The 14606-nt window shown below is 69.2% G+C and carries 13 protein-coding genes, 1 tRNA gene and 1 pseudogene; 9 read left to right on the forward strand and 6 right to left on the reverse strand.

Annotation, left to right across the window (positions count from 1 at the left end; all coding sequences use genetic code 11):
• Positions 1-82 precede the first annotated feature (82 nt).
• Both ACZ69I_RS08160 and ACZ69I_RS08165 read left to right on the forward strand, forming a co-directional pair.
• The gene (locus ACZ69I_RS08160; RefSeq protein ID WP_470831075.1) at positions 83-1096 is read left to right on the forward strand and encodes a zinc-binding dehydrogenase; all 1014 of its coding nucleotides are present in this window, start codon (positions 83-85) and stop codon (positions 1094-1096) included.
• A 121-nt stretch (positions 1097-1217) separates the two neighbouring features.
• The gene (locus ACZ69I_RS08165) at positions 1218-2441 is read left to right on the forward strand and encodes a GNAT family N-acetyltransferase (RefSeq protein ID WP_470831076.1); all 1224 of its coding nucleotides are present in this window, start codon (positions 1218-1220) and stop codon (positions 2439-2441) included.
• 54 nt (positions 2442-2495) lie between these two features.
• On the opposite strand, the gene ACZ69I_RS08170 is transcribed toward ACZ69I_RS08165, so the two are convergent.
• A complete protein-coding gene (locus tag ACZ69I_RS08170; RefSeq protein WP_470830982.1) occupies positions 2496-3383 on the reverse strand; it encodes an aminoglycoside phosphotransferase family protein in 888 nt (295 codons plus the stop codon).
• Positions 3384-3463: 80 nt separating this feature from the next.
• On the opposite strand from ACZ69I_RS08170, the gene ACZ69I_RS08175 reads away from it, so the two are divergent.
• A complete protein-coding gene (locus tag ACZ69I_RS08175; protein ID WP_470830983.1) occupies positions 3464-4138 on the forward strand; it encodes a rhomboid-like protein in 675 nt (224 codons plus the stop codon).
• On the opposite strand, the gene ACZ69I_RS08180 is transcribed toward ACZ69I_RS08175, so the two are convergent.
• On the reverse strand, positions 4116-4871 hold the full coding sequence (locus tag ACZ69I_RS08180; RefSeq protein WP_470830984.1) for a DsbA family protein: 756 nt from the start codon (positions 4869-4871) through the stop codon (positions 4116-4118). The genes ACZ69I_RS08175 and ACZ69I_RS08180 overlap by 23 nt on opposite strands.
• A 141-nt stretch (positions 4872-5012) precedes the next feature.
• Here ACZ69I_RS08180 and ACZ69I_RS08185 point away from each other — a divergent pair, with 141 nt between their 5' ends.
• A complete protein-coding gene (locus ACZ69I_RS08185) occupies positions 5013-6434 on the forward strand; it encodes an NAD(P)/FAD-dependent oxidoreductase (RefSeq protein ID WP_470830985.1) in 1422 nt (473 codons plus the stop codon).
• Positions 6435-6501: 67 nt separating this feature from the next.
• Here the strand turns inward: ACZ69I_RS08185 and ACZ69I_RS08190 are convergent, their stop codons facing one another.
• Together ACZ69I_RS08190 and ACZ69I_RS08195 are read right to left on the reverse strand one after the other, a co-directional pair.
• Complete coding sequence (locus ACZ69I_RS08190; RefSeq protein ID WP_470830986.1) at positions 6502-6672, reverse strand: hypothetical protein; 171 nt, start codon at positions 6670-6672, stop codon at positions 6502-6504.
• Positions 6673-7305: 633 nt separating this feature from the next.
• Positions 7306-7548 (reverse strand): GntR family transcriptional regulator, encoded by a 243-nt coding sequence (locus ACZ69I_RS08195; protein WP_470830987.1) that lies wholly within the window; start codon positions 7546-7548, stop codon positions 7306-7308.
• 769 nt (positions 7549-8317) lie between these two features.
• On the opposite strand from ACZ69I_RS08195, the gene ACZ69I_RS08200 reads away from it, so the two are divergent.
• Positions 8318-9628: an AlbA family DNA-binding domain-containing protein gene (locus ACZ69I_RS08200; protein WP_470830988.1), complete on the forward strand. Its 1311-nt coding sequence runs from the start codon at positions 8318-8320 to the stop codon at positions 9626-9628.
• A gap of 19 nt (positions 9629-9647) precedes the next feature.
• Here the strand turns inward: ACZ69I_RS08200 and ACZ69I_RS08205 are convergent, their stop codons facing one another.
• Positions 9648-10946 (reverse strand): UTRA domain-containing protein, encoded by a 1299-nt coding sequence (locus ACZ69I_RS08205; protein ID WP_470830989.1) that lies wholly within the window; start codon positions 10944-10946, stop codon positions 9648-9650.
• 229 nt (positions 10947-11175) lie between these two features.
• Here ACZ69I_RS08205 and ACZ69I_RS08210 point away from each other — a divergent pair.
• Positions 11176-11577, forward strand: a pseudogene (locus ACZ69I_RS08210) (tyrosine-type recombinase/integrase); the annotation flags it as partial.
• Between the two features lie 47 nt (positions 11578-11624).
• Here ACZ69I_RS08210 and ACZ69I_RS08215 read toward each other — a convergent pair.
• Positions 11625-11698: transfer RNA gene (locus tag ACZ69I_RS08215), tRNA-Thr, on the reverse strand.
• 214 nt (positions 11699-11912) lie between these two features.
• Here ACZ69I_RS08215 and ACZ69I_RS08220 point away from each other — a divergent pair.
• From ACZ69I_RS08220 to ACZ69I_RS08230, 3 genes are all read left to right on the forward strand, one after another.
• Complete coding sequence (locus ACZ69I_RS08220; protein WP_467672831.1) at positions 11913-13049, forward strand: ABC transporter ATP-binding protein; 1137 nt, start codon at positions 11913-11915, stop codon at positions 13047-13049.
• Positions 13050-13251: 202 nt separating this feature from the next.
• Entirely contained in the window at positions 13252-13707 is a 456-nt protein-coding gene (locus ACZ69I_RS08225; protein ID WP_467672833.1) for a hypothetical protein, read from the forward strand.
• Positions 13708-13773: 66 nt separating this feature from the next.
• Positions 13774-14496 carry a nucleotidyltransferase family protein gene (locus ACZ69I_RS08230; RefSeq protein ID WP_470830990.1) on the forward strand — a complete coding sequence of 241 codons (723 nt, stop codon included), beginning with the start codon at positions 13774-13776 and terminating at the stop codon, positions 14494-14496.
• Positions 14497-14606: the final 110 nt, after the last annotated feature.

The following is a 14606-nucleotide window of genomic DNA, read 5'->3' on the forward strand; positions in this document are numbered from 1 at the left end:
CCGAGACCTCAAGGAGCCCCCCATGTCCGCCCCTTCCGCCCCCGCCCCCACCGCACCCGCGCCCACCACGTCCGCCCCCACCATGCACGCCATACGCCTCCACGCCTTCGGCCCCGCCGAGAACCTCGTCCACGAGGAGACGGAGATCCCCGAACCGGCCGCCGGCCAGGTCCGCATCACCGTGGCCGCGGCCGGCGTGCACCTCCTGGACACCACGGTCCGCGAGGGCGTACGCGGCCCGCTGCCCGAACTCCCCGCCCTGCCCACGATCCCCGGCCGGGAGGTCGCCGGCATCGTCGACGCGGTCGGCGACGGCGTCCCCGCGCACTGGCTGGGCCGACGCGCCGTCGCCCACATCGGCTTCGCCCCCGGCGGCTACGCCGAGCGCGTCGTCACCGAGGCGGCCCGCCTGCACGAGATCCCCGACGAGCTGGACGCGGCGGAGGCGGTGGCGCTGATCGGCACGGGGCGTACGACGATGGGAATCCTCCAGTTCGCGCCGCTGACCCCCGACTCCGTGGCCGTCATCCCCGCGGCGGCGGGCGGCATCGGCACGCTCCTCACGCAGTACGCCAAGCACCGGGGCGCCACGGTGATCGGCCTGGCGGGCGGCCCGGAGAAGACGGACCGCGTCCGCGCGAACGGCGCCGACCTGGCCGTGGACTACACCGACCCGGCGTGGCCCGACGAGGTCCGCACGTACCTCGCGGAGCAGCTCGGCGGCCGCGCGGCCACCGTCGTCTTCGACGGGGTGGGCGGCAAGGCGGGCCTGGCCGCGGTCGACCTGCTCGGCCCCGGCGGCATCCACCTCGTCTTCGGCTGGTCCGGCCGGGGGCCGCAGGACGAGGAGTTGAAGTTCACCGAGGCGGAGCTGGCCCAACGCGGCATCACGCAGCCCGACGTACTCGGCCCGGCGATGATGCGGAAGGCGGGCGGGGCCAACCCCGTCCGCTCCCTGGAGCTGGCCGCACTGGCCGCCGCGTCGCTCGGCCACTTCAGGCCGGCCGTGCAGCGTTTCCCGCTCGCCGAGGCGGCAGCGGCGCACCGCGCGCTGGAGAACCGCGCCACGATGGGCAAGGTGGTCCTGATCCCCTGATCCCCTAATCCCCTGAGTCCGGCCCCTTCACGGCACCCGGCCCTCTCGCGGCCCCCGGCTCCTCCGCGCCAATATTCGGATGCCTTCACCGCATACAGGAACTACCGTCCGTTATATGGGTATGGAATCCGTCCAGTTCCGCGACATCCCCGAGTCGGGAATCGACCGCGCGCTCTCCCTCTCCTACCTCGTCTTCCACGAGAACCCGGAGGACGAGAAGCGCAAGCACCACCACGATCTGCTGCGCGAGTGCGTCCGCGTCGGCGCGTACGAGAACGGCGAACTCGTCGGCCTCGTCGCCGCCTTCCCCTTCACGGTGTCGGTGCCCGGCGGCGAACTGCCCTGCCCCTGCCTGACGTTCGTCTCCGTCGCGCCGACGCACCGGCGGCGCGGCGTGCTCTCCGGGATGCTCGCGGAGCTGTTCGCGCGGGCGGCGGCGGACGGTTCGCCGATCGCCGCCCTGTGGGCGTCGGAGGACGCGATCTACGGCAGGTTCGGCTTCGGCCCCGCCACCCACGGCCACACCGTGGAGATCGACTCCCGGCGCCCGCTGGCCCTGCGCATCGCCCCGGACGAGCGCCCGCTGCGCCTGGTCGACCCGACGGAGGCCCCCGCGCTGCTCGCCGCCCCTTACGACCGCACCCGTACCGAGCGCGCGGGCCGCATCGCCCGCGGTGAGGCCTGGTGGCGCGAGGAGTGGCTGGTGACGGAGGACGAGGAGGACGACGAGCTGTCGCCGCCCCGCGTGGTCGTCCTCGGCGCCCCCGGGGAACCCGTCGCCGGTTACGCGATCTACCGCACCAGGACCCGCGACGACGCCCCCGGCCTGGTCCGCCTGGACGAACTGGAGGCGGACACCCCGGCCGCCGCGGCCGCGCTCTGGCGCTATCTCGCGTCGATCGACCTGACGGGCCTGATCCGCGCCTGGGGCCGCCCCCTCGACGACCCGCTGCACCTCTTCGCCGCCGACCGCGACCAGGTCCGCGTGACGGGCGAGTTCCCCGCGCTGTGGCTCCGCCTGATCGACGTGCGGGCCGCGCTCACCGCCCGCTCGTGGGCGGCGCCGGTGGACGCGGTCCTCGACGTACGGGACGACCGCATCCCGGCCAACGCGGGCCGCCACCGCCTGACGGCGTCCCCCGACGGCTGTACGTACGAGAGCACCGACCGCCCCGCGGACCTCACCGTAGAGGCGCGCGACCTGGCCTCGGCCTATCTGGGCGGTACGCGGATCGACGCCCTCGTCCGCGCGGGCCTGGCGACGGAGCACACGCCGGGCACGGCGGCGGCGCTGGACTCGGCGCTCCGCACGGCCCTGCTCCCGCACACCGTGGACGAGTTCTAGGCCGCCCCCGCTTCCGGGTGGGCCGCGGGCAGGGGCCGGTCGTGAGGTCGCGCCTCAGCGTCCGAGCAGCCGGCGCGCGATCTCCATGTCGTCGGCCTCCGGCTGCCGTCCGTCCTCGGCCTCCCACAGCGCGTTCTGCAGGACCCGGCCCAGCGTCCACGCCCGCGCCCGCTCCCGGTCGAGCCCCAGGACCTCGGTCATCGCGTCGAACCGCCACAGCACCTCGTCCGGCTCGAACCGGTTGTCGAGGGCGGGCCACAGGTCGAAGCCCGGGTCGCCCGCGAGCGGCTTCGGGTCGATGGCGAGCCACGGTTCGCGGGCGCTCGCCAGGACGTTCTCGAAGTGCAGGTCCCAGTGGAGCAGCCGGTCGCCCGGCTCACCCATGACCTCGCGCACGGCGCCCCCGCACCGTTCGACGACGGCGCGTTCGGCCGGGTCGGCGATCGCCTTCAGCGCCGCCGGCAGGCCGTCGACCATCTGCGCGGCGATGTCGCCGAGGCGGCGCATGCCGTCGGGCGCGGGCCCCTCGGTCAGCCGGGCGAGGAGTTCGGCGATGACGAGGACGGCCTTACGGGTGTCGGTCACCGTCGACAACATCCGCCCGGCGTCGAGGCGTTCGAGGAGCATCGTGCCGGTGGCCTCGTCGTGGTCGAGGAGGCGGACCGCGCCGTCGCCGTCCCAGCGCCGCAGCGCGACCGGCTCGCCCTCGGTCTCCTCGTCCAGGACCTGGAACTTGACCGCGGCGGGCGTGCCGTCGGCGCGCACCACGGGCAGCACGAGCGCGGCCATGCCGTGCATCGGATCGCCGTCGGGCGTCAGGTCCCAGCGCTCGGTGAACTCCCGTACGCGGGCGGGCAGCGCGGCGATGAAGGCGCGTCCCGCCTCCCCGGCGTACAGGTGCTGCGACTCGACCAGTGCGTCCGGAATGCGAATGTCGATCACGTTCGGGACCCTACCGGCGTGCGTGAATCACCGCATGAGGATTTTCCGGGACGCGACATGAGGCCCTTCCGGGGCGCGGCATGAAGCCCTTTCGCGGCGCGACCGCCGCGGCCCGCGCCACGAGCGGCGCCGTCACCTCATACGTCCGCAGCGCCCCGGGAACGTACGTCTGGCTGGCGGCCCTCTTCGTGACGGCCGTCGCGATGCACCACATGTCGCCGGAGTTCGAGGCCGAGTTCCTGCGCCAGCGCTCCACGAACATCCACGAGCTGTCGCGGAATCCGGTGCGGGTGCTGATCTCCAGCGCGTTCTGGATCGACGGCGGCGGCTGGCTGTCGTACGCCGTCCTCTACACGGTGTTCCACGCGAACGCCGAGCGCCGCCTAGGCACCCGGCGCTGGCTGGCGGTGGCGGCGCTCGCCCACGTCCTCGCCACGCTCGTCAGCGAGGGCGTCCTCGCGCTCGCCGTCCACCACGGGGCGGCGCCCCGCTCTGCGGTCAACACCCTGGACGTCGGGGTGAGTTACGCGCTGGCGGGCGTGGTCGCCGTACTCACGTACCGGATTCCCGCACCGTGGCGGTACGGGTACCTCCTCGTCGTCCTCGCGGTGTACGGCGCCCCGCTGATCACGGGCAGGACCTTCACCGACCTGGGCCACTTCACGGCGGCCCTGATCGGCCTGGCCTGCTACCCGCTGACGCGGGGCGCCGCACACCACTCGCGAGGGCGGGTCAGGAAATCCCCACCGCCTTGAGCTGCCGGGCGAAGGCGGGCCGCTCGTACAGCGCGTTGCCGTCGGCCTTCTTTCCGTCGATGAAGACGGTCGGCGTGCCCTGGATGCCGTCGTCGGAGAAGGAGTTCATCGCCTCACCGACCCACTTCTTGTACGTCCCGCCCTTGACCGCCTTGTCGAAGGCGCCGCCGCGCAGCCCCTCGATCTTGCCCGCGATCTCCAGGAGGAAGGCGGGGGTGAAGGCGTCGTCCGTCTCCTCCGCCGGCTGGTGGGCGAAGACGGCGGCGTGGAACTGCGGGAAACGGTCCGCCTCCACGGAGGCTCGGAGCGCGTTCGCCGCGTTCACCGAGCCGCTGCCGCCGAGGCTCTTGTCGAGGAACGAGGCGATCGTGTACTCGACCTTGACCTTGCCGTCGGCGACCGGCTTCACCAGCGCCTGCGCCCCGCCGTCCTCGAACTTCTTGCAGAACGGGCAGCGCGGGTCCTCGTACACCTTGACCGTATGCTTGGCCTTCGGATCGCCGACGGTGATCACGCCGCCCTTCACCGACGCGGGGACGTCGGCGAGTCCGGCACCGGCGGACGCGGACGCCGACGGCTTGTCGCCGCCGCTGTTGCCGCCGCCGCTGTCGCTGCCGTTGTCGTCGGGGCCGCAGGCGGACGCGGCCACCCCGATCAGCGCCGCCGCTGCCACCGCGGCGGCGACGCGCCCGGTCCTGCGTCCGGCCATGCGTCCGGCCTTGTGTACGGCCATGAGTGGAGCCCTCCAGATTTCGACACGTACCGCTCAAAGTATCGGAATCTATCCCGCGCCCCGGCCGCCGAACGACCCACCCCTCGGGACCAAGGCCCCGACCCCTCCACACGGCCCCCACCTGCGCAGTAACGTCCGCCCATGAGCAGCGCGAGCAACACGCACCACGGGCCCGGCACGGTCAACGGCGGCATATCGTTCTGGTACGCGGACCAAGGCCTGCCCACCGTCCGCGAACCCCTGACCTCCGACGCGACGGCGGACGTCTGCATCGTCGGCGGCGGCTACACCGGCCTGTGGACCGCGTACTACCTGAAGAAGGCCGCCCCCTTCCTCCGCGTCACCGTCCTTGAGCAGAAGTTCTGCGGCTACGGCGCCTCCGGCCGCAACGGCGGCTGGCTCTACAACGGCATCGCGGGCCGCGACCGCTACGCGAAACTGCACGGCCACGAAGCGGCGGTCCGCCTCCAGCGGGCCATGAACGAGACGGTCGACGAGGTGATCAAAGCCGCCGCCGAGGAGCGGATCGAGGCGGACATCCACCACGGCGGCGTCCTCGAAATCGCTTACACCCCGGCGCAGTTGGCCCGCCTGAAGGCATTCCACGAGACGGAACTCTCCTACGGCGAGAAGGACCGCACCCTGCACGGCGCCCGCGAGACGGCCGAGCGGGTACGGGTGGCGGGCGCCGTCGCCTCGACCTGGACGCCGCACGGCGCGCGCCTGCACCCCGTGAAGCTGGCGCAGGGCCTCGCGACGGCCGTCGAGGCGCTCGGCGTGACGATCCACGAGTCGACCCCCGTCACCGAGATCAAGCCCAAGCACGCCATCACGCCGTACGGGACGGTCCGCGCCCCCTACGTCCTGCGCTGCACGGAGGGCTTCACGGCCTCCCTCAAGGGCCAGCGCCGCACGTGGCTCCCCATGAACTCCTCGATGATCGCGACGGAACCCCTGACGACCGCCCAGTGGGAGTCGATCGGCTGGGAGGGCCGCGAGACGCTCGGCGACATGGCGCACGCGTACATGTACGCCCAGCGCACCGCCGACGGCCGCATCGCGCTCGGCGGCCGCGGCGTCCCGTACCGCTACGGATCGAAAACGGACAACGACGGCCGCACGCAACCCGCCACGATCGAGGCGCTCCGGGCCGTCCTCACCCGCTTCTTCCCCCAGCTCACCGGCGTCCGGATCGACCACGCCTGGTCCGGCGTCCTCGGCGTCCCCCGCGACTGGTGCGCCACGGTCACCCTGGACCGCGCCACGGGCCTCGGCTGGGCGGGCGGCTACGTCGGCTCGGGCGTCGCCACCGCCAACCTCGCCGCCCGCACCCTGCGCGACCTGGTCCAACAGGACTCGGGCCAGGCGGGCCCCACGGACCTGACGGCCCTCCCCTGGGTCAACCACAAGGTCCGCAAATGGGAACCGGAACCGCTCCGCTGGCTCGGCGTCCACGGCATGTACGCGACGTACGCCACAGCCGACCACCGCGAACAGACCACCCACACGGCCACGTCGTCACGCCTGGCACGGTGGGCGGACCGAGTGGCGGGCCGGAACTGAGCACCGGGGAGGCCCCGGCCGGGCCTCCCTCTCCCCCTGTGCGACGGGGCACCGCTGTGCTGTGCCGTTAGCTGTGCGGCCTGCGCCCGGGGCCCCCGACAAGGGCGGTGAGCTCCATGGCGACCAGGGCTGCCACCTGCGTACTGACAGTGGCCGTCAAGGTGACGACGACCAGGATGACGACCGTGACGAGTGCAGGTCGAAGAAGACACTCGACCATCATTGCTGTACTTCCCATGACGTCCCCTTGCCGATTCACGGACAGAAACCGGAGCGGCCACCCCGGGGGGAGCATGGCACGAAATGCCTGCGTTCGCTTTGCTCCTAATCCTTGACAGCCTTCAGCAATATGGAAGAAGTCGCCTTCAGCCTTCGATTCACCCGGCCCCCTTGCGGCTCGGGTACGCCGTCCCTCGCGGGAGCCGCCCGCCACCCTGATTCGGAAAGTTACGAAGAGGCGGCGAACCGTGCCTCGCCGCGACCAGCGGGCAACCAACGCGGTTCACCTTCGATCCGTACAAGATCTTCCGCCGACTTCTGGTGGTCCACGGCGGCCGCGGGGCCGGGCGCTCGCTCAGCAGACCGGGCGTGTGCCGGTGTCGACGACGAAGGGCAGGCCGGGGGGGTGAACGCCCCCTGACCTGGCCTCCAGTGGAGCCCCCTGTCGGATTCGAACCGACGACCTACGCATTACAAGCTGTCCGGCCTTGATCCATCACGGTCTGGAGGCGCCCCGGAGTGAGCAAACTCCGCAGGTCAAGGGCGTTGGCGGACGCTCAGGGACGAGTACAAACGATGCCGGATTCGGCGGTAATCGAGACTAGAACTGAGACCGGCCCAGCCACCAGACCACGCTGGGGCTAGGGCCCAACTATGGCTTGGGCTTGGGCAGCTCGGTAACGAAGGTTCCGATGCCGGGTTGCATCTGCGCGAGCCCGGCCTCCCGAAGCTCAGTGAGTACTCGTCGAGCGGTCATCTGCGCAATGCCGAACTCACCCTGGATCGCGAGGACACCCGGCAGCTGACTGCCCGGCGGGTACTCGCCATCGGCGATCCGCTGCTCGAAGACCGCGTAGACCTGCTTCCAACGCGGGATGTCCGGCTTCCACTCCATGATCCGAAGCTAGGCAGGACAGGCTTGGTCAGCGAGACGAGTAAGCCTGTATGGCCTAGCTACCCTAGCTAGCTACTACTACGCTGCGTGAACGCACAGCACCCCTACGGCCGCGCGAACGACCCAGGGGCGTGGACGACTGACGTGGAGTCGACGTGAACGAGGCTAAGCAGAATCCGAACACTCCGAACAGCTCAGACACGGCCAAGATGGAGCCCGGCAGCTACGGCTACTGCTCATGGCACCGCGGCTATAGCGCAGGCATCCGCGTCATCAACGTGGTGGAACAGGGCTCCGGCCCGGGGGCGTGGACTTCGCGTGCCTCCCCTGCCGCAAGGAGCACGACCTAGTCCCGTTCGCCGACCGGCCATGAACGAGACGGGGCGCCCGAAGCCCCCGCGGGCCAAGACGCTCAACGGCTGGCAGGACCTCGGCTGGCACTGCTGCTGGTGCGACGCCCCGATCTGGCAGGGCGCAAGGTCCGTCGGCCGCGCCGAAGGACGCGAGGGTGCGCACGACTTGTCCATCGAGGTGTACGAGTGCGGACCACTTTGCCCAAAGCGCCCAGCCAACGCCGAACCAGAGTGGCTATAGCCAGAGACACCCTTTGCATCAAATACGACACCCGCCACACGTGGAAAGGTCCTCGCCAGGCCGAACGCGTCACCCCGGCGCGGCCCTGAACGGGCCACTATGCACGCCCCGGACTGCCACAGCCAGCCTGGCTCGCAGCGCCAGTTCGGACAAATTAAGTGCAGGAGCCCCAGCAATGAACGACACTTGCACCGTGGCTCTACGAATCGACCAAAGTGACCCTTTCCGAACGCCGCTTCAACTGAGATCACTCGTCGAGGCGGTCGAAAACGCCGGGGAGCATGACGAGAGCGATTGGATCGAGTGGAAATCGCACTACGATCTAAGTACAAAAAAGACTAAGGCTACGATCGCGCGGCATATCATCGCCCTCGCTAACCGCTCTATCGATAAGAGCCGTCAGACCGCCGGCGGGTATGGCTACATCCTAATTGGCGTCGAGCCAGGGCATACCGAAGGGATCCGTACCATAGATTTGGCGGATTTAGAATCCGGAATTCGCCCATATCTTGGCCCTTTGGGGCCTGAGTGGATTCCTGCATACGTTTCACACGAGGGTAAAGATGTGCTCGTGATCTCTGTAGATCCACCCAAGCAGGGAGACAGAATCCACACCCTCGAAAAGGAATTTGATAAATACTACGCAGGGATGATATTCGTCCGGAGGACAGCTCAGACCGTCCTGGCGGACCCCGGAGAAGTTCTAGCACTGACCCAGCGGGCTCAAGTTGCGGAAGATCGGCAGTTCCTGAACCTGACGACTACGCATGACACACTTTCAGTTCCGTCATGGCCATGGCTCGATGGCGTCATCGAATCCATGCTCCTCATCGAAAAAGAGGAGGTGGAGGCCGATGGGCGCGGAAAGAGAGCGCATCAAGTGTTGCCCAACTTGAACCAGGACCCTCGCTCTCGACACGATTACATCGAAGAAGCGAAGGAGCATTTGGAACGGTTCAAGAACTACCTGAACGAGGTGGCCGTTCAGGCATACGTGCGCGGCGAACACGGGGCATTGCAAATTACCCTCCACAACACTCAAGAGCGCAGCTACCAGCAAGTGAGAGTGGAGGTGGTTATTCCATACGGCATCACCGCCTACGAGGCCGATAGGTACTCTGGTGACGACATTGATCCCCCGAGAAGGCCGATACCTCTCGGTGAGCAGCACTTCACCACGACGGGATCTGCCACCTATTTCCCCATGGCCGATATGATTGCCCGAACCTCAGGTCTTGATCTTTATGCACGAGTGGAGGAAGGTCGGATCATTTGTGACATTGCGAGTCTCCGGGCAGAGGAAGCCATCACTCTCCCAACTTTTCACCTTCTTGCTTCACCAGGCCTCGATCACGGTCTAGTTCTGATGCCATGGTCCATTACTGCCGTCAACGCTCTTGGCCGAACTAGGGGCACCATAGAGCTTGAGATAGGTGCCACGGTTGAAAGGCAGACCGAGGAACTCGGCCCCAGTGAAGCACAATGAGAGGGCGTCGGACCCTGCATTAAGGGCCCCACGCGGCCCTTGCGTCGGCTACTTCAAGTAATGGGCAGTACCGGCGGGCAAGCGCTGCCGCATATTTGCCGATCGTTCCCACTCGGGCCTCCCACTCCGCACCGCCACGGTGGTCCGGGTGAGCGGTCGTCTGGTCGGGGTGCTTGCGGTAGTGGAGTCCCGCCTCGCCGATGAACCAGCCGTCAGCCATCACGTCGAGAGCCAGCAACAGGACGGTGTCTTCCGACGCGGGCAGCGCCATCCACCCCCCGGCTTCGGCGAGCAGGCTCTCCCGGATACAGAGCGACGCGGGATGCACCGCGGGCCGATGCGTGGTTGACCAATAGGCATACAGCTCGCCCCTGGTGAGCTGGCCGGGGTCCGGGTCGCCGAGCGTGTAGTGCACGAGTGAGCCGTCTGGCATGAGGTCGAGCACCTTGCACACCGTCCAGCCGACGGACGGGTGCGCCTCCAAGACCTCAATGTCTCGGGCGAGGGCGCCGGCGGGCAGGACGTCGTCAGCGTCCAAGACCTTCACCAGCTCGCCCTTGCTGCGGCCCCACGCCATGGTCCGGGCCACTCCAGGGCCGCCGCGCCTGTTGTCACCGACCGCGACGCGCGCATCTTCGCGGATGTCGGCCGGTACATCGAGCGCCTTGCCACCGTCGACCTGGATCAGCCACTCCCAGGCCCAGCCAGTGGGCAGTTCCTGCGAACGGAGCGAGGCATAGGTCTCGGGCAGGAAGGGCAGCGCCGCGTCGTGGACCGGCGTCACGACCGACATGATCCGAGTCATGGGGTCCACTTCTCCAGCGGCACGGAGTACCGCAGCTCTGTGCGCTCGCCAGGGAGCACCACGTGCGAGTACTCGACGACGTCCGCCCTTGGTCGAAATGCTGGTCTTGTCGAGGAGCAGTACCGCGCTGACGGTCGGGATGCCCAGCTTGCGGGCCTCGGCCTGGGTGGCAAGCCGGGTCCTGATGCCGTCGTCGATACGGTCGATCTCAATGCCGACAGTGCTCAGCTGATGGTGCGTCCCGCCTGGCCTCGGCTCCTTGGCGCTGTCCAGCAAGTCGGGGTTACGGGCCGCGACCTCGTGGGCAAGGTAGGAGTCGATCAGCGATAGCGCGGTCGGATCGTCCCCAGCGCTGTGCCAGTACCGCCGGTGCAGCATCAGGGTGCCCACCTCCACACCGAACCGTTCAGCGAGATCTGCATCGGCTCGGATGGCCCTGAACGTCGCATGCGTCGCGATCTCGTCGTGCTCCAGGCCCGTGTCCTTGTCGACCACGCCACTGGTGCGGCGCACCTCATCGGGCCGTAGCGCCAGCTTCTTTTCCCAGACGTATCACTCCTGGTGGCGGCGGATCTGGTGCGGCGGGCGCTGGCGGACCTTCGTCCCGTGCCCGCGGACCATGCTGGGTAGACCCTCGGCTTCCAGCGCCTTGTACTCCGCAAGTACGGGGACCTTCCATCCCTTGCCTTGCGCAACCGAGTCCCGGATCTGCGGGAGCTGATCTCCAGGCCGGTATCCGGAGGCGGCCGGCGAACTCTGGCAGGAGCACCAAGCCGTGTTCGCTCGCGCCGACGGACGCCCTATCGATCCCCGCGAGGACTGGGCGGAGTTCAAGGAACTACTCGCGGAGGCGGGCATCGACGACCGCCGCCTCTACGACGGGAGCCGCCACACCGCAGGCACGATCCTGAACGAGCTGGGGGTCGACATGCCCACGATCATGGAGATCCTCCGGCACACCCAGATCAGCCAGACACGCCGCTACGTAAAGGGCCGCTCGCACCTCTCCAAGGACGCGATGCGACGGATGGGGAACGCTTTCCTGCCTGCCCCGCAACCGGCCCCCGGGACCTCAACTGAGACTGGAACTGAGACTGAGGACCGCCGCGCCGCCCGCGCCCGCCGCCGACGCCGCATCCGCTGAACAACAAAACCCCAGGTCGGAGTAGATCCGACCTGGGGTTCCAGAAGAGCCCCCTGTCGGATTCGAACCGACGACCTACGCATTACAAGTGCGTTGCTCTGGCCATCTGAGCTAAGGAGGCACACCCGCGCGGACCCGAACAGATCGCGCCCGAGCAGTGTAACCAACACCGCCCGTGCGACCGTCGAAAATTTCGGCGAAGGTCGGCGCGCCCCGACTACTGACAGACCTGTGACCTCCGGGGTACGGTCACGAGCAGTTCACTCAGGTGGACTACACCACTCCCTCTACTCGGATCGTCCGGCACGTTCCTGCCGGTGAAGGGGGCCCTCACCATGGCCACTGTTTCGTTCGACAAGGCGACCCGCATCTACCCGGGTGGCGACAAGCCCGCCGTCGACCAGCTCGAGCTCGACGTCGCGGACGGCGAGTTCCTCGTACTCGTCGGGCCGTCCGGCTGCGGCAAGTCCACCTCCCTGCGCATGCTCGCGGGCCTGGAGGACGTGAACCAGGGCGCGATCCGCATCGGCGAGCGCGACGTCACGCACCTGCCGCCGAAGGACCGGGACATCGCCATGGTGTTCCAGAACTACGCGCTGTACCCGCACATGACCGTCGCCGACAACATGGGCTTCGCCCTGAAGATCGCCGGCGTCAACAAGGCCGAGATCCGCCGGAAGGTCGAGGACGCGGCGAAGATCCTCGACCTCACCGAGTACCTGGGCCGCAAGCCCAAGGCGCTCTCCGGCGGTCAGCGCCAGCGTGTCGCCATGGGGCGCGCCATCGTGCGCGAGCCGCAGGTCTTCCTCATGGACGAGCCGCTCTCCAACCTCGACGCCAAGCTCCGCGTGAGCACCCGTACGCAGATCGCCAGCCTGCAGCGGCGCCTCGGCATCACCACCGTGTACGTGACGCACGACCAGGTCGAGGCCATGACCATGGGCGACCGCGTCGCCGTCCTCAAGGACGGTCTGCTCCAGCAGGTCGACTCGCCGCGCAACATGTACGACCGCCCGGCCAACCTCTTCGTCGCGGGCTTCATCGGCTCCCCCGCGATGAACCTCGTCGAGGTCCCGATCACCGACGGCGGCGTGAAGTTCGGCAACTCCGTCGTGCCGGTCAACCGCGAAGCCCTCTCCGCCGCCGCCGACCGCGGCGACCGCACCGTCACCGTCGGCGTCCGCCCGGAGCACTTCGACATCGTCGAGCAGGACGGCTCCACCGCGAAGTCCCTCTCCAAGGAGACCGCCGACGCCCCGGCCGGCCTCGCCGTCTCCGTGAACGTCGTCGAGGAGCTCGGCGCCGACGGCTACGTCTACGGCAGCGCCGAGGTCAGCGGCGAGCACAAGGACCTCGTGGTCCGCGTCAACGGCCGCCGCGTCCCGGAGAAGGGCACCCAGCTGCACGTCGTACCGCGTCCGGGTGAGACCCACGTGTTCTCGACGTCGACGGGCGAGCGCCTCAGCGACTGAACCCCCGCCCACCAGCGACGCGCAGGGCCCCGCACTTCGGTGCGGGGCCCTGCGCGTTCGGCCACGTTGTCGACAAATACCCCGGCAGACCGGTCATTTCGCCGCCGCCCCGTCAACACCGCTCCAAGAAAACCTGATTCCCCATCCCTCGACCGAGTGACTAAATGTCGCCAAATCATCACCTAGCGCTACGCTCACTCGCGTGACGCACTCCGCCAACTACACCCAGAAGCCGCGCCGATCCCACCGGGGACCCGCCCGCCGAGTCGGCCGCACGCTCGCCCTCGTCCTGCCCGTGATGCTGGTGCTCTCCGGAACCCTCGCGGTCACCAGCGTCAACTGGTCGGGGAACTCCTCGGACTCGATGCTCACCGCATCCGCCGACAACCTCTCCAAGCCCGCCAAGGCCCGCGCCCCGCACGACGTGCTGCGCGACCGGCTCCTCCTCGAACTCCAGGAGAAGAACCCGGGCATCGCGCTCACCCACCTCCAGCAGGAGGTGAACCGCCATCCCTCGCTCGCCCGGCACTGTGCCTCGCTCGCCCGCGCACTCGGCCGCGCCGCCGTGCGGGTGTACGGCCCGAGCCGCGCCCAGTCGTACGCAAGGCCCGTCTGCGACACGTCCTACGCCACGGGCGTGGCCCGGTACGCCTCTTGAGACGTCCGGCGCCCGATGACCGGGGTCCGGGGCCCGGCCCCGCGACGTCCGTTTATCGTGCAGTGCATGACTGCTGACCCGCCTCCCAGGCAAGCCGTGATCCTCGCCGGAGGCCAAGGCTCCCGGCTCCGCCCGTACACCGACGACCGGCCCAAGCCGATGGTCGAGATCCCCGGCACGGGGACCCCGATCATCGGCCATCAGCTTGCCTGGCTGGCCGCGGAGGGCGTCACGGACGCCGTCGTCTCCTGCGGCCACCTCGCCGAGGTCCTCCAGGAGTGGCTGGACTCCGCCGAACTCCCGCTGAACGTCACCACGGTCGTCGAGAAGGAACCGCTCGGCCGCGGCGGCGGCCTCAAGTACGCCGCCCGCCACCTGCCGCACGCCGACCAGCCCTGGTACGCGACGAACGGCGACATCTGGACCCGCTTCTCCCTGCGCGAGATGGCGGCCTTCCACGCCGAGCGCGACGCCACCGCGACCCTCGCCCTGGCCCGCCCCCGCATCCCGTGGGGCGCCGTCGAGACGGACGCGTTCGGCCACATCACGGACTTCATCGAGGCCCCGCCGTCCCCGTACCTCATCAACGCGGGCGTGTACGTCTTCTCCGCCTCCTTCACCGCGCTGCTGCCCGACCTCGGCGACCACGAGCGCACCACGTTCCCGCGCCTCGCCCGGGAGAAGCGCCTCGCGGGCTTCCCGCTGTCGCAGGGCGCCTACTGGCGGGCGATCGACACCGCCAAGGACCTCACCGAGGCCGCCAAGGAGCTCGCCGCACAGGGCCGTTGAGGGCCCGCCTCCGAACCCCCGCCGCCCACGCCTTCCCGTACGCACACCGACGGGGCCCCGCGCACGTGTCGCGCGGGGCCCCGTCGGCGTAGGGGGAACAGCGGGGTCAA

The organism is Streptomyces sp. NPDC036815, assembly GCF_055609205.1.